General features: G+C 74.0%; 13 protein-coding genes. 7 read left to right on the forward strand and 6 right to left on the reverse strand.

All coding sequences use genetic code 11. The features are described from left to right. Together VKZ81_RS01155 and VKZ81_RS01160 are read right to left on the reverse strand one after the other, a co-directional pair. Complete coding sequence (locus tag VKZ81_RS01155; protein WP_324239469.1) at window positions 1-1,458, reverse strand: glutamine synthetase family protein; 1,458 nt, start codon at window positions 1,456-1,458, stop codon at window positions 1-3. Between the two features lies 1 nt (window position 1,459). Beyond that, entirely contained in the window at window positions 1,460-2,791 is a 1,332-nt protein-coding gene (locus VKZ81_RS01160) for a Rieske 2Fe-2S domain-containing protein (protein ID WP_324239470.1), read from the reverse strand. Window positions 2,792-2,948: 157 nt separating this feature from the next. On the opposite strand from VKZ81_RS01160, the gene pabB reads away from it, so the two are divergent. Beyond that, the gene (pabB, locus tag VKZ81_RS01165) at window positions 2,949-4,721 is read left to right on the forward strand and encodes an aminodeoxychorismate synthase component I (protein ID WP_324239471.1); all 1,773 of its coding nucleotides are present in this window, start codon (window positions 2,949-2,951) and stop codon (window positions 4,719-4,721) included. 9 nt (window positions 4,722-4,730) lie between these two features. Then, window positions 4,731-5,099 carry a hypothetical protein gene (locus tag VKZ81_RS01170; RefSeq protein ID WP_324239472.1) on the forward strand — a complete coding sequence of 123 codons (369 nt, stop codon included), beginning with the start codon at window positions 4,731-4,733 and terminating at the stop codon, window positions 5,097-5,099. Between the two features lie 19 nt (window positions 5,100-5,118). On the opposite strand, the gene VKZ81_RS01175 is transcribed toward VKZ81_RS01170, so the two are convergent. The 3 genes from VKZ81_RS01175 to VKZ81_RS01185 are packed head-to-tail and all read right to left on the reverse strand — an operon-like array spanning window position 5,119 to window position 8,154. Then, window positions 5,119-6,342, reverse strand: coding sequence for a cytochrome P450 (locus VKZ81_RS01175; protein ID WP_414709315.1), 1,224 nt, complete (start codon window positions 6,340-6,342; stop codon window positions 5,119-5,121). Window positions 6,343-6,374: 32 nt separating this feature from the next. Further along, complete coding sequence (locus VKZ81_RS01180; protein WP_324239473.1) at window positions 6,375-7,358, reverse strand: PDR/VanB family oxidoreductase; 984 nt, start codon at window positions 7,356-7,358, stop codon at window positions 6,375-6,377. A gap of 49 nt (window positions 7,359-7,407) precedes the next feature. Then, window positions 7,408-8,154, reverse strand: a complete 747-nt coding sequence (locus VKZ81_RS01185; protein ID WP_324239474.1) for an IclR family transcriptional regulator — start codon at window positions 8,152-8,154, stop codon at window positions 7,408-7,410. Window positions 8,155-8,182: 28 nt separating this feature from the next. Here VKZ81_RS01185 and VKZ81_RS01190 point away from each other — a divergent pair, with 28 nt between their 5' ends. Then, window positions 8,183-8,893: a DUF3592 domain-containing protein gene (locus tag VKZ81_RS01190; RefSeq protein ID WP_324239475.1), complete on the forward strand. Its 711-nt coding sequence runs from the start codon at window positions 8,183-8,185 to the stop codon at window positions 8,891-8,893. On the opposite strand, the gene VKZ81_RS01195 is transcribed toward VKZ81_RS01190, so the two are convergent. Next, entirely contained in the window at window positions 8,877-10,334 is a 1,458-nt protein-coding gene (locus tag VKZ81_RS01195; RefSeq protein WP_324239476.1) for a S10 family peptidase, read from the reverse strand. The genes VKZ81_RS01190 and VKZ81_RS01195 overlap by 17 nt on opposite strands. A 29-nt stretch (window positions 10,335-10,363) precedes the next feature. Between VKZ81_RS01195 and VKZ81_RS01200 the strand changes: the two genes are divergently transcribed. From VKZ81_RS01200 to VKZ81_RS01215, 4 genes are read left to right on the forward strand one after another with little or no spacing between them, the layout of a single operon-like run. Then, on the forward strand, window positions 10,364-11,482 hold the full coding sequence (locus VKZ81_RS01200) for an ABC transporter substrate-binding protein (protein WP_324239477.1): 1,119 nt from the start codon (window positions 10,364-10,366) through the stop codon (window positions 11,480-11,482). 19 nt (window positions 11,483-11,501) lie between these two features. Continuing rightward, window positions 11,502-12,365 carry an ABC transporter permease gene (locus VKZ81_RS01205; RefSeq protein ID WP_324239478.1) on the forward strand — a complete coding sequence of 288 codons (864 nt, stop codon included), beginning with the start codon at window positions 11,502-11,504 and terminating at the stop codon, window positions 12,363-12,365. Continuing rightward, entirely contained in the window at window positions 12,362-13,177 is an 816-nt protein-coding gene (locus tag VKZ81_RS01210) for an ABC transporter permease (RefSeq protein WP_324239479.1), read from the forward strand. Before VKZ81_RS01205 ends, VKZ81_RS01210 begins: the two co-directional genes overlap by 4 nt. Then, on the forward strand, window positions 13,174-14,238 hold the full coding sequence (locus tag VKZ81_RS01215; RefSeq protein WP_324239480.1) for an ABC transporter ATP-binding protein: 1,065 nt from the start codon (window positions 13,174-13,176) through the stop codon (window positions 14,236-14,238). Before VKZ81_RS01210 ends, VKZ81_RS01215 begins: the two co-directional genes overlap by 4 nt. Window positions 14,239-14,301: the final 63 nt, after the last annotated feature.

Consider the following 14,301-nt stretch of genomic DNA (forward strand, 5'->3'; position numbering starts at 1 on the left):
TCACAGCAGCCCGAAGTACTCGCGCTGCTCCCAGTCGGACACGTGGGCGAGGTAGCGCTCGTACTCGGCCCGCTTCAGCGTGGTGAACCAGCGCACGACCTCGCTCCCCCACGCCCGCTCGAACACCGGGTCGGCGGCCAGCGCGTCGAGCGCCTCGCCCAGCGAGCGGGGCAGCGCCGCCACCGGCGCCGAGTAGGGCGCGTCGAGCGGCTCGCCGGGATCGGCCGCGGTCGCGATCCCGTCCCGCCCGGCGACCACCTGTGCCGCGATGTAGAGGTACGGGTTCGCGGCGGGCTCGCCCGCGCGGTTCTCCAGCCGCGCTCCCTCCCCGCGGTCCGGCACGACCCGGATCATCGCGGCCCGGTTGTCGATCCCCCAGCCCACCCGGTCCGGCGCGAGCGAATGCGGCCGGAACCGCTTGTAGCCGTTGACCGTGGGCGTCGCGAAGACCGACCCGGCCGCCGCGTGCGCGAGCAGCCCGCCCAGCCACCGCCTGCCGGTCGCCGAGAGGACCTCGCCGGGCTCGTCCATGACGGCCCGCCCGGTGCCGTCGCGCAGCGACTGGTGCAGGTGCCAGCCGGTGCTGGCCGACTCGCTGCCCGCGGGCCGCGACATGAACGTGGCGCGCAGCCCGGCGCGCCGGCACAGCTGCCGGATCGCGGCCCGGGTCAGCACGACGTCATCGGCGGCCCGGTGGGCGGCCCGGGCGGCGAGGGTGACCTCGAACTGGCTCGGCCCGAACTCCAGCTCCAGCGAGCGCACGGGCAGGTCGAGGTCGGTGAGCCCGCGGTGCAGGGTGCGGACGAGGTCGTCGTGGCGGTCGAGGCCCTCCTCGTGCAGGAGCTGGCCGCCGCCGGTGAGCGGGGTCGGGACGCCGTCCGCGCCGGGCTCGCCGAAGACGTGGAACTCCAGCTCCACGCCGACGGTCAGCTCGAGCCCGGTGGCCGCGAGCCGGCGCAGCTCGTCGCGCAGCAGCCCGCGCGTGCAGAACGGCACCCGCCGCCCGTCCGGGAAGTGCACGTCGCACAGCAGCCACCCGGTGTCGCGCGACCACGGCAGCACCCGGAACGTGGTCGGGTCCGCCACGAGCACGACGTCGCCCACCCCGGCGAAGCCGCCGACGCCGAGCCCGGGGTCGGCGGTGAACACCGGCGGGACCGTGCGGCCGGACGTGTCCTTGATCAGCAGCGACGACGGCACGGTGATCCCGGAGCGCAGCGCGGCGGGCAACGCCTCCCGGGTGACGGTCTTGCCGTGCACCACGCCGTGCTGGTCGGCGAACCCGATCCGCACCCGCTCGACGCCCAGCTCATCGACCACGCGGCGCAGCTGCGCGGCCGCGGCGTGCTTCGCGTCGTCCCACAGCCCGTGGCGGGCGACGAAGCCCTCCCGGTCGACGGCGAGCATCGGGCGCACGGCGCTCCCGCCGCCCGCCTCGGAGACCGGGCGCTCGTCCACGCTACGCATCGGCTGCCTGCACCGAGCGGGCCGCAGCCCACGGCGATCGCGCGCGCCGCCGCTGTTCGCGCTCCCGCCACGCCCGTTCCCAGTCGTCGCTCGGCGCGATCGTGTCGACGGCGAGCGGGCCGGTGAGCGCGCGGGCGGCGGCCGCGTCGACGGGGCGGCCGGGCGTGGGGCGGCCCGCCGCGAACGCGTCGATCGACCGCAGCAGCATCCGGCGGTACGCGGTGATCGCCCGGTCGGAGACGCCGAGCCGCTCCACCGTGCGGTCCTGGATGCGGCCCATGCTCTCCACGGCCCACTGGTCGTGGACGTTGATGTCGAGCCCCATGCCGGTGTAGGTGAGCTCGCGCTGCTCGACCGGGTCGAAGCCCCAGTTGTTGGAGCGGTTGCGCAGCGGCCGGTAGTCCGGGAGCGAGACCTCGGAGAGCCGCTGGGCGAGCAGCGTCTCCTTGTCGGTCTCCTCCGCGAAGTCGTAGAAGATCATGTACCAGTAGTGGTTCTCGTCGTCGACCGGCACGTGCCACTGGCAGAAGACGCGGTCGTTGCCGAACGGCACGACGAAGGCGTTGGGGAACACCAGGTTGGTGACCCGGACGTGGTTGAGCCGTTCGGTGAGCCGGCGGACCGCGTAGACCCGCAGGCCGTGCTCGGCGGGCTCCACCTCGATGTCGGGCCGGTGGTTCTCGGCGACGAGCTGCGAGAGCTTCTTGTCGGTCCCCTCGACGACCTCGCTGAACTGCTGGCCGTACACCTCACGCGGGTCCTCGCCCACGAACCGGTGCAGGAACGACACGTGGCTCGGGTCGATCCCACCCTCGAGGCCCTGCAGCCAGTTGCACTCCCAGAGCCCCTTGAACGCGAACGTGTACGCCTCGGGCGCGGTGAAGCAGTCGTAGTCGGGGAACGGGGGCGGGTCGCCCTCGCCGAGGTAGGCGAACACGATCCCGTTGCGCTCCTCGCAGGGGTAGCTCGGGATGCGCACCCGGGAGGCGAACGTCGAGTGCTCCGGCTCGGCGGGCTGCTCGAGGCAGCGCCCGTCGGGGCCGTAGAGCCAGCCGTGGTAGAGGCAGCGCAGGCCGCCGTCCTCCAGCCGCCCGAAGGACAGGTCGACGCCCCGGTGGGCGCAGTAGCGGCCGACGAGGCTCCACCCGCCGTCGCGGCGGAACAGCACGAGGTCCTCGCCGAGCAGCCGCACCGCCTTGACCGGCCGGTCGTCGGGCATCTCCGACACCAGCGCCGCGGGCTGCCAGTACGCGCGCATCAGCCGCCCCAGCGGCGTCCCCGGCCCGGACCGCGTGACCCGTTCGTTGTCCGCCTGCTTCAGCATCCGCAACCCCTGTGCATCCTGGACCGGGCGAAGTGGATCCACGATACGGAGGAAGGGGTCCACACACCAGGGGGCGGGACCGGCCGCGACGGATGGCGCAGCCCGGACCGCCCGGACCGCCGATCCGCCCCGCGCGGCGAGCGGGGAGGATTCGCTGGTGCACGCACGGTTCGACGACCTGGTCGCGGGCTCGGCGATCCGCTTCCCCGCCGCCGAGCAGGTGCTCGCGGCGCGCGAGCCCGGGGAGGTGCCGGCCGTGCTCGACGAGGTGGAGCGACGCACCGCCGCGGGCGCGTGGGCGTTCGGGTTCGTCGCCTACGAGGCAGCGCCCGGTCTCGATCCGGTCCTCGCCACCCGGGAGCCGGTCGACGGGCTGCCGCCGGCGTGGTTCGGCCTCGCCGCGGCGCCGCGGGACGCCGACCCGCTGCGCCCCGGTCCGGGGCGACGGGCGGGCGGGGCGTGGTCGGCGGCGTGGGACGAGCGCACGCACCGCGCCGTCGTCGAGGAGGTGCGGTCGCGGATCGCCGCGGGCGAGACCTACCAGTGCAACCTCACCACCCGGCTCGCGGCCACGTTCGACGGCGACCCCGAGCAGCTGTACCGGGACCTCGCGCTCGGCCAGCGCGGCGCCTACAACGCCTACCTCGACACCGGGCGGTTCGTCGTGGCGAGCGCGAGCCCCGAGCTGTTCTTCGAGCTGGCGGGCGAGCGCATCCTCATGCGCCCGATGAAGGGCACCGCCGCCCGCGGCCGCACCGTCGCCGAGGACGAGCGGATCGTCGCCCGGCTGCGCTCCAGCCCCAAGGAGCGCGCCGAGAACGTCATGATCGTCGACCTCGTGCGCAACGACCTGGCCCGCGTCGCGGCGACCGGCAGCGTGCGCGTGCCGCGCCTGCTGCACGCCGAACGGTTCGCGACCGTGCACCAGCTGACCTCGGACGTCACCGCGCGGCTGCGCCCCGGGGTCGGGATCGCCGACGTCTTCCGCGCCCTGTTCCCCTGCGGGTCGGTCACCGGTGCCCCGAAGCCCCGCACGATGGAGCTGATCCGCGACCTCGAGGCCGCGCCCCGCGGGGTGTACTGCGGCGCGGTCGGGCTGGTCGCCCCGCCGGGCGCGCCGATGCGGGCCCGGTTCTCCGTGGCGATCCGCACGGTGCTCCTCGACCGCGCCGACGGCACCGCCACCTACGGCACCGGCGGCGGGATCACCTGGAGCTCCCGGCCGGCGGCCGAGTACGCGGAGCTGCTCGCGAAGGCCCGGGTGCTCGAGGAGCGCCCCCGCGAGTTCCACCTGCTGGAGACCATGCGCCACGAGGCCGGCGCGCTGCGCTCGCTCGACGCCCACCTCGCCCGGGTCGCGGCCTCGGCGGACTACTTCGGCTTCCGCTTCGACGCCGCCGCCGCCCGGGGCGCCCTCGCCGCGCGGCTCGCGGGGGCGGGGGATGCCCGGGTCCGGCTGCGCTGCTACCGCGACGGCACCGTGGGCGTCGACGTCGAGGACCTCCCCCCGCCGCCGGCGGGCCCGGTCCGCCTCGCGATCGACCCGGAACCGATCGACTCGACCGCGTGCTGGCCGCACCACAAGACGAGCCTGCGCGAGCCCTACACCTCCCGCCTGGCCCGCCACCCCGAGGCCGACGACGTGGTGCTCACCAACGAGCGCGGCGAGGTCACCGAGTCCACCACCGCGAACCTCGCCGTCCGGCTCGACGGGCGGTGGTGGACGCCCCCGCTGGACTGCGGCGTGCTGCCCGGGGTGCGGCGCGGCCTCCTCCTCGCCCGCGGCGAGCTCGCCGAACGGGTCCTGCGCCCGGACGACCTGCGCCGGGCCGAGGGGCTCGCGCTGGTCAACTCGCTGCGCGGGTGGCGCGGCGCGACCCTCGTCGCCCCGGTCGGCGCCGCCGCCCACCCGAGTTTCGACGTCTCGTAGAATGTCGAGATGGTCCGGTTCACCACCGCTCTCGGCATCGCGCTCGTCGTCCTCGGCGTCGGCGCCTACGTCCTCACCTCGGCCGTGAGCGTCACGGCCCTCATCCCCGCATTCGTCGGGGTTCCGCTGCTCGTCTGCGCCGCGGTCGCCCGCGCGGAGTCGCGCCGGCGCCTGGCGATCATCGTCGCGCTCGTGATCGCCGTGCTCGGGGCGCTGGGGTCGTCGATGAACGCGCTCAAGATCGGCGAGGCGATCGCGGGCACGGCGCAGCGGCCCGCCGCGGTCTGGGTCAGCACGATCATGTTCGTGCTGCTGGTCGTCTACGTCGTCGTCGGCGTGCGCGCGCTCCTGCGCGCCCGCACGGCGCCGCTGCGCTAGCTAGCCGGACCGCGCCGGCTCAGGCCGACAGCCGCATCGGCAGCGACGCCCACGCGCGCAGGGTGTTGTTGTGGTGGCGTCGCCCCGGCCCGGCGGGCTCGATCCGGGTCACCCGGCGGGCGAGCGCGGTGAGCAGGGCCTCCGCCTCGAGCCGCGCCACGTGCTGGCCGACGCACTGGTGGATACCCATGCCGAACCCGACGTGCCCGGACGGGTCGCGGGACAGGTCGAACGCGTCGGGGTCCGCCCAGCGCCGGGGGTCGCGGTTCGCCGCGGCCAGGAACATGAGGATCTTGCACCCCTCCGGGACGACGACGCCGTCGGCGACGGTGACGTCCGTGGTGGCGGTGCGGAAGAACGTCTGCACCGGCGACTCCCAGCGCACGGCCTCGTCGAAGGCCACCCGCGCGAGCCGGGGGTCCTCCCGCAGCCGGTCCCACTGCCGCGGGTGGGTGGCCAGCGCGTGCAGCACGGCGCCCAGCGCGTGGACGGTGGTGTCGACGCCCGCGGTGAGCAGCGAGCGGACCACGAGCGGCGCCTGCTCGTGGGTGATCTCGCCGCGGTCGGCCGCCTCCCAGATCCGGGCGCCGAACCCTCCCGGTGCGAGGGCCTCCCGCGCGCACCGGGAGGCCACCCACGCCGACAGCTCCGCCACCCGCGGCGCGCCCTTGGCGACGAGGTCGTTGTTCGGGCCGAACGCGTTGAACGCGTGGTCGCCGTAGGGCAGCAGGTTCTCCCGCCCCTCGGGCGGCAGGCCGACCGCGTCCGGGAACACGCGCAGCGGGAACGCCTCGGCGAGCGCCGGGACGGCGTCGAGCTCGGTGCGGGCCCCGGTGAGCACCTCGTCGACGAGCTGCTCCGCCGCGGCCGCCCACTCGTCGCGCAGCCGGCGCAGCGCCCGCGCACCCAGGATCGCCGACAGCACCCGCCGCGGGGCGTCGTGGCGCGGCGGGTCGGCCTCGAGCAGCAGGCTGGGCGGGCGCCACGGCTTCTCGTACCGGAAGTTCGTCAGGCCCACCCCGGCCCCGGACTCGAAGCCCTGCCAGTTGGTGAGGGCGGCGTGCACCTGCTCGTAGCGGGCGAACGCGTAGACGCCGTACCGGGTGAGGTACGCGACGGGCCCGGCCTCGCGCAGCCGCGCGTGCAGCGGCAGCGGGTCGGAGAGCACCTCGTGGGAGAACGGGTCGGCGTCCACGGCGGGCACCCCGGGCGGGGCGGTCGCGGGCACGGTGGTCACGGGCACGGTGGTCGCGGGCACGGTGGTCACGGCACCTCCTACAGGTCGAGCACGAGCCGGTCGTCGCAGGAGCGCGACACGCACGGGAACATGCAGTCGTTCGCGGCGCGCTCGTGGTCGGCGAGGATCGCGTCGCGGTGGTCGGGGCGGCCGGAGAGCACGGTCGTCTCGCAGGTGCCGCAGATCCCCTGCCGGCAGGACGACAGCACCTCCACCCCCGCGGCGCGCACGGCGTCGAGCACCGAGGCCTCGGGCGGCACGTCGACGACCACGCCGGCGCGGGCCAACTCCACGGTGAACGGACCGGGGCGGGCGGGCGCGGCCCGCTCCGCCGCGACGAACCGCTCCAGGTGCAGCGTGTACGGCGGCCACCCCGCGCAGGCCCGCTGCGCGGCCGCGAGCAACGGCGCCGGGCCGCAGCAGTACACCTTCACGCCCTCGCGCGGCGCGCCGAGGAACGCCGCGAGGTCGAGCAGGCCGTGCTCGTCCTGCGGGACGAGCTGCACGCGGTCGGGGTAGGCGGCGAGCTCCTCGCGGAACGCCATCGACGCGCGGGTGCGGCCGCCGTAGAGCAGCCGCCAGTCGGCGCCGAGGAGGGCGGCCTGGTGGATCATCGGCAGCAGCGGGGTGATGCCGATCCCGCCCGCCACGAACAGGTACGACCCCGACGGGACGAGCGGGAAGTTGTTGCGCGGCCCGCCGACGCCGACCAGGTCCCCGGTCGCGAGCACGTCGTGCACGTACGCCGAGCCGCCGCGGCCGCCGGGCTCGCGCAGCACGCCGATCCGGTAGGTGTGGGCGTCGAAGCGGTCGCCGCACAGCGAGTACTGGCGGGTGCACCCGTTCGGCAGGACGAGGTCGATGTGCGCGCCCGGCGTCCAGTCCGGCAGGCGGCGCCGGTCCGGACGGGCGAGCGTCAGCGCGACCACGCCCTCGGCGACGGGTTGTTTGGAGACGACCTCGAGCGAGACGACGTTCGCCGCGGCAGCGCCGCTCACAGCACCGTTCACAGCACCGTTCACGCCGGGCAGGATCGGCGGGCGCCGGAACCGGGCGATACGGCGTTCTCAATCAATGAGAGACGAGACCGCGACCGATCCCCCGGGCCGCCGCCAGCAGCGCCGGGACGTGGACGTAGGCGTTGCCGTCGTTGGGCACCACGGTGCCGATCGCCGCGACCACGGCCCCGGAGCCGTCGCGCACGGGCGCCGCCACCCCGGTGGCGTCGACGTGGATGAAGCCCGGGCACAGGGCGTAGCCCCGGGCGCGGATGTCGGCGAGCGTCGCCCGCACCTGCCGCGGTTCGGTGGGGGTGTGCGGGGTGAGGCGCTGCAGCGGGGAGGCGAGCACGCGTTCCTGCTGCTCGACCGGCGCGTGGGCGAGCAGCACGAGCCCGGACGAGGACGCGTGCAGCGGCAGCCGCCCGGCGATGCGCGTGTAGTTGATCACCGCGTTCGGCGCGGACATCCGCTCCACGAACAGCACCTCGTCGCCGTCGAGGACGCCGAGCTGCACGTGCTGGCCGATCACGGCGTGCAGGTCCTCGAGGAACGGCATCGCCGCCTCGCGCAACGAGAGGGTGGGCGAGGCGCGCTGGGCCAGCTCCCACATCCGCACGCCGACGCGGACCGACCCGCCGCTGCGCACCAGCAGGCCGTGCGCGGCGAGCTCGGCCACCAGCCGCGACGCCGTGGCCAGGGGCAGGGCGGAGCGCCGGGCGATCTCGGTGACCGTGAGCGCCCGTTCGTCGGAGGTGAACGCCTCCAGCACCCGTACCACTCGGGCTACCACCGATTCGCCCGTCCGCACGCGCGGCATCGGGTGAGTTTCCTGCATGATCGCTGCCATGACCAGGGGCCGGCTCTTCACGCTCGTCGGGGGCATCTTCGGGCTGGTCGGGCTGGTGCTGCTCGGCGTCGGGATCGCGCTCGCCGCCTCGACCGCGAACTTCCTCGCGTCGGCGGAGCGGACCGACGGCACCGTGGTCGCGGTGACCGAGCGGATCTCGTCGAGCACCGACGGCCGCCGCAGCACCGCGTGGTACCCGACCGTGGAGTACACCGTCGGCGGGCGGCAGTACTCGTTCTCGAGCTCCGTCGGTACGAACCCGCCCGCGTACGCCGAGGGCGACACCGTCCCCGTGGCCTACGACCCGGCCGACCCGGCGGACGCGCAGATCGCGTCCACCTGGTCGGCCTACCTCGCGGCGCTGATCGTCGGCGGCATCGGCATCGTGTTCGCCCCGCTCGGGTCCGTGCTGTTCGTCAAGGGCCGCCGCGACGCGCGGCGGCGCACCTGGCTCCGGCAGGAGGGCCGCGAGGTCTGGGCGGAGATCGCGGACGTGGGCGTCGACTTCACCTCGCGGATCAACGGCAGGCACCCGTACGTCGTGCACGCCACCTGGTACGACCCCCGTACCGGCCGCACCCACGTCGCCAGCAGCGACGGCCTGCGCGAGGACCCGGGGCCCCGCCTGCTCGGCCGCACCCACGTCCGGGTGCTCCACGACCCGGCCGATCCCGACCGGAACGTGATGGACCTCAGCGCCCTGCGGTGACGAACGCCGCGAGGTCGGCCGACTGCCGCAGCCGGCTCGGCTCGTGGACGTACATCATGTGCCCGGCCTCGTAGTAGCGGACCTCGATCCGGTCGCGCAGCTCGTCGGGGATCGGCAGCTGGGCGAGCACCTGCTCGGCCGCGAAGTACGGCGTGGCGCCGTCGTGGTAGCCGCACGCGACGTGCACGCGCAGGTGCGGGTTGGCGCGCATCGCGGCCGAGAGCTTCCCCACCACCGAGACCGGCCGGCCCTCGAACTCCTTGTACGACCAGGGCTGCACGCGGCTGGTGAGGATCTCGTAGGGCAGGTCGTTGGCGTAGCCGAGCGTGGTGCGCACGTGGGAGTTGATCGCGGCCGTGTACGGGCCGGTGATCGCCGCGATCGACGGGTCGTAGCTGGGCGCCTCTCCCCCGTCGTCGGGCTCCCACCCGGTGAACCGGCCATCGATCCGCCCGACCGTGCGCCCGCGCTCGCGCAGCAGCTCGCGGAAGAACCGCTGGTGCTCGATCCGCAGGCGCACCCGCCGCACGTAGCCCTCGTCCAGCCCGGACAGCGCCGCGAGCCGGGCGGCCACCCGGTCGAGGTCGGCGGCGGGGAGCCGATTGCCCATGGCGAGCGCCCACGGGTACTCGCGGGAGGCGAACTCGGTGGCGTCGGCGAGCACCTCGTCGAGCGTCCGGCCCGGGTGCAGGCCGTGGTAGTGGGCGATCGCGGCGTACGTCGGCAGGTAGAGCGGGTACGGCCGGTCGTTGCCCTCGGTGAACCGGATCGTGCCCATGTCGAGCACGCTCGAGATCAGCATCAGGCCGTTGACGTACATGCCGTAGCGGTCCTGCAGGTGCTGGGCGAGCGCCGCCGCCCGCAGCGTGCCGTACGACTCGCCCGCGAGGAACTTCGGCGACAGCCACCGCTCGTTGCGGGTGATCCACAGCCGGATGACCTCGCCGACCGTCTCGACGTCGCCGGTGAACCCGTGGAACTCGGCGGGCTTGCCGCCCTCGACGGCGCGCGAGTAGCCGGTGGAGACGGGGTCGATGAACACCAGGTCGGAGTGGGCGAGCAGGGTCTCGGCGTTGTCGGTGAGCCCCCACGGCGGCGGGGTGAGCGCGCCCGCGTCCCCCATCACGACGCGGCGCGGCCCGAACAGGCCCATGTGCAGCCACACGCTCGACGAGCCGGGCCCGCCGTTGAACGCGATCGTGACCGGCCGGGTGCCCGGGTCGGCGCCGTCGACGGTGTAGGCGACCAGGAACACCTCGGCGTGCGGCTCGTGCCCGTCGAACGTCCCGTCGTCGGCGTGCTTCTCGCGCCGCACGACGATGCGGCCCGCCGTCGCGGTGTAGGCCAGCTCGCCGTCGGCGGTGCGCACCGTGTGCGAGGTGGTGACCAGGTCGTCCGTCGGGGGCTCTGGTTTCTCGTTCTGGGGAGCTTCTTCGGCCACGTGCTGACACTAGGTGATCCGATCGGCCTATGATCGCCTCCTTCCGGAGCAAGGAGGAGGTCGACGTGGTGCAGCTCCCCCGCCGGCGGTTCCTGAAGCTCTCCGGCGCCGCCGGCGCCGCGCTCGGGCTCGCGGCCTGCGGCGGGGCCCCGCCGCCGAACCCCGGCGCGGGCGGTGGCGGGGAGGCCGGCTCGGTCACCGTCGGCACCTGGGGCGGCGACTACCAGAAGTTCCTGCAGGACTTCGTCGAGCCGGCGCTGGCCCGGACCGAGGGCGCGCCCACGGTGGTCTACGACGTGGCCGACCAGGTCGCGCGCATGACGAAGATGCGCACGGAGGGCCAGACCGGCGGGCCGGGCACCATCGACGTCACGGCGCTGTCGGACCAGCAGGCGCAGGAGATGGCCGACGCCTCGCTGCTGGCGAGGATCGACCCGGCGCGCCTGTCCAACTACGCCGACATCCGCGAGGACTTCCGCAACGACCTGTGGGTGCCGCACATCTACAGCGCCGGTGTGATCATCTACAACACCGAGCACGTGAACCCGGCGCCCACCAGCTACGAGGTGTTCTTCGACCCCGCCTACGCCGGCCGCATCGGGATCATGTCGATCCAGTGGGCCACCGAGTACTTCATGGCGGCGGCGCTGGAGGCGGGCGGCGACCCGGGCAACGACTGGGACGCGGGCTGGCAGCGGATGCTCGAGCGCAAGGGCACCGTGCGCGTCTACGAGTCCCAGGAGCAGCTCGGCCAGGCGCTGATGTCGGGCGAGGTGTGGCTCGCCTTCAACTGGAAGGCGCGCGCCTACCAGTGGCGGCAGGCCGGGGCGCCGCTCGCGTCGGTCGTGGCGCGGGAGGGCACGTTCCCGGTCGTGTTCACCCTCGGCATCCCGGCCAACGCCCCCGACCCGGACGCCGCCCACGCCTACCTCGACGCGGCGCTGGACCCCGAGGCGCAGCTGCGGTTCGCCGAGAACATGGGCTACTGGCCGACGGTCACCGACGTCGACCCGTCGCCGGAGCTGACCGCCGAGATCGGGTTCACCCCCGAGGAGGAGCAGCGGATCTACCAGATCGACCTCGGCTACGTCGCGCAGAACAACGAGCGCTGGCGCCAGCAGTACGTCGAGCAGCTCATCAACCAGTGATCCCGGTGGTCCACGGGCGATGACGTTCGACCGCAGCACCGGCAGGCTGCTGGTGATGCCCGCCGCGGTGATCACGGTGGTGTTCTTCGTGGCGCCGCTGGTGTACTTCCTGCGGTTCGCCTTCGAGCGGCCGTCGCGCACGGCGTTCTCGGAGCCGGTGTTCACGGTGGAGAACTTCACCCGGCTGTTCACGAGCCCCTTCCACGTCGGCGCGCTGACCCGCACGGTGGTGGTCGCCGCGGCGGCCACGGCGCTCGCGCTGCTGCTCGCGCTCCCGGTGGCCTACCTGATCACCAAGGCGAGCCCCCGCAGGAAGGCGTTGCTGATCATCCTCACGGTGTTCCCGCTGCTCGTCGGCAACGTCGTGCGCTCGATCGGCTGGGTCGCCCTCCTCGGCTACTCGGGGGTGGTCAACACCGTGCTCACCGCGGTCGGGATCCTCGACACTCCCGTGGAGCTGCTGCGCACCGCCACCACGGTCACGGTGGCGATCACCTCGGTGGTGCTGCCGCTGATGGTGCTCACGTTGCAGGCCTCGCTCGAGGCGGTGGACCCGAACACCGAACGCGCCGCGCTCGACCTGGGTGCCCGCCCGCTGCGGGTGTTCCGCCAGGTCGTGCTGCCGCAGATCGTGCCGGGGATCGCGGCGGGCACGTCGCTCGTGTTCGTGCTGTGCATCAACGCCTATGCCACCCCGCGGCTGGTCGGCGGCGCTCAGGTGCCGATGCTCGCCCCCGTCGTCTACGACACGATCTCGTCGGACAACAACTGGCCGTTCGGCGCCTGCATGGCCGCGGTCATGCTCGTCGTGAGCCTCGCGGTGGTGGCGCTCTACGGCACGCTGCTGCGCCGTCAGTTCGAGGGGTGGCGGATGGCCCGATGACCCTCCCCCGCTGGCTCACCGCGGTGGGCGTGCTCGTCTTCGGCTTCATGCTGCTGCCGGTGGCGCTCGTGGTCTGGATGTCGGTGTTCGACAGCGAGTTCCTCATGTTCCCGCCGCCGGGCTACTCGCTGCGCTGGTTCACGGGCCTGTCCCGCGAGCGCGGGCTGTTCGGCGGGTTGCAGCTGTCGTTCGTGCTCGCGGTGTCGACGGCGGTGCTCTCGACGGCGCTCGGCCTGCTCGCGGCGCTCGGGCTCTCCCGCGCGCGGCTGCGGTGGCGCGGCCTGCTGGAGAACGGGTTGCTGCTGCCGCTGCTGATCCCGGCGATCGTGAGCGGCGTCGCGATCTACATCTACCTCTACCAGCTGTCGTGGGCGCTGCAGGTCCGGCTGGTGCCGACGCTCGGTGCCCTGCTGCTCGCCCACACCACGATCACGCTCCCGTGGACGTTCCGGCTCGTCCACGCCGGCCTCGCGGGCCTCGGCACGGACGTCGAGCGGGCGTCGCTCGACCTCGGCCGCGGCCCGTGGCAGACGCTGTGGCGGGTGACGCTGCCGCTGCTTCGGCCCTCGCTGGTCGGGGCGTTCGTGTTCGCGTTCATCTTCTCGTTCGCCGAGCTGGAGATCAGCCTGTTCCTCATCTCCCCCGGCCAGATCACGCTGCCGGTGGCGATGGTGCAGTACGCCGAGTTCCGCGTGGACCCGACGCTCGCCGCCGTGTCCACCGTGCAGATCCTGCTGGTGGGCACGCTGCTCGCGGTCTCCAACCGGTTCATCAGGTTCGGCCAGGTCCTGTCCGGAGGCGTCAAGGGATGACCGCGCTGACCATCGACGACGTCAGCAAGTCGTTCGGCTCCACACCGGTGCTGGACGGCATCCGCGTCGACGTCGAGGCGGGCGAGCTGGTGAGCCTGCTCGGCCCCAGCGGGTGCGGCAAGACCACCACCTTGAACGTCGTGGCGGGGTTCCTGCCCGCCGACAGCGGCCGGGTGCTGCTCGCGGGCACCGACGTCACGACGGTGCCGCCCTACCGGCGCGACACGGCCGTCGTGTTCCAGAACTACGCGCTCTTCCCGCACCTGCGCGTGCGGGACAACGTCGCCTACGGGCTGCGGGCGCGCAAGCTGCCCGCCGCCGAGGTGGCCGAGCGCGTGCAGGCGGCGCTCGAGCTGATGGACATCGCCGAGCTCGCCGACCGCTACCCCGGCCAGCTGTCGGGCGGGCAGCAGCAGCGCGTCGCCGTCGCCCGCGCCGTGGCGGTGCGGCCGCGGGTGCTGCTGATGGACGAGCCGCTGTCGAACCTCGACGCGAAGCTCCGCCAGGAGATCCGCCTCGAGCTGCGCGCCCTGCAGCAGCGCCTCGGGCAGGCGGTCCTGTTCGTCACCCACGACCAGCAGGAGGCCCTGTCCATCTCCGACCGCATCGCCGTGCTGAACGCCGGGCGGGTGGAGCAGGTCGGGAGCCCGGCGGAGGTGTTCGAGCGCCCCCGCACCGTGTTCGTGGCCGACTTCATGGGGGTGGAGAACATCTTCGCCGGTGAGGTGGCCGACGGGCGCTTCCGCACCGACGACGGGCTGGAGCTGCCCGCGCCGAGCGGGGGCCCGGTGGGCCACGTGGGGATCCGCCCGACCGCGGTGCGGCTCTCGCCGCCCGAGGAGGGCGCGCCGCAGGACGCGGCACGCCGGAACGCGACCGTCACCGGTCGCGTCTACCTCGGCGACAGCGTGCGCTACCACCTGCAGCTCGAACCGACGGGCACGGCGGTGGTGGCGGAGCAGCCCCGCGGCGCGGGCACGTCGTGGCAGCCGGGGGACGCGGTGACGGTGGGGTTCGCGGCGGAGGACCTGCTCGGACTGCAGGACGCACCGGCGGCCTGAACGCCGCTCGCGACTCGAGGCGAATTTCCCGGGAACGAATCACCGCACCGTTCCCACTCTCAA

It is taken from the genome of Pseudonocardia sp., assembly GCF_035305885.1.
Classification (GTDB): domain Bacteria; phylum Actinomycetota; class Actinomycetes; order Mycobacteriales; family Pseudonocardiaceae; genus Pseudonocardia.

What these genes read in the sequence shown, in the direction of transcription:
- VKZ81_RS01185 (WP_324239474.1), bottom strand. Translation starts at nt 8,154, where the DNA reads ATGCCGCGCGTGCGGACGGGCGAATCGGTGGTAGCCCGAGTGGTACGG.
- VKZ81_RS01190 (WP_324239475.1), top strand. Translation starts at nt 8,183, where the DNA reads ATGACCAGGGGCCGGCTCTTCACGCTCGTCGGGGGCATCTTCGGGCTG.
- VKZ81_RS01170 (WP_324239472.1), top strand. Translation starts at nt 4,731, where the DNA reads ATGGTCCGGTTCACCACCGCTCTCGGCATCGCGCTCGTCGTCCTCGGC.
- VKZ81_RS01205 (WP_324239478.1), top strand. Translation starts at nt 11,502, where the DNA reads ATGACGTTCGACCGCAGCACCGGCAGGCTGCTGGTGATGCCCGCCGCG.
- VKZ81_RS01200 (WP_324239477.1), top strand. Translation starts at nt 10,364, where the DNA reads ATGATCGCCTCCTTCCGGAGCAAGGAGGAGGTCGACGTGGTGCAGCTC.
- VKZ81_RS01210 (WP_324239479.1), top strand. Translation starts at nt 12,362, where the DNA reads ATGACCCTCCCCCGCTGGCTCACCGCGGTGGGCGTGCTCGTCTTCGGC.
- VKZ81_RS01215 (WP_324239480.1), top strand. Translation starts at nt 13,174, where the DNA reads ATGACCGCGCTGACCATCGACGACGTCAGCAAGTCGTTCGGCTCCACA.
- VKZ81_RS01160 (WP_324239470.1), bottom strand. Translation starts at nt 2,791, where the DNA reads ATGCTGAAGCAGGCGGACAACGAACGGGTCACGCGGTCCGGGCCGGGG.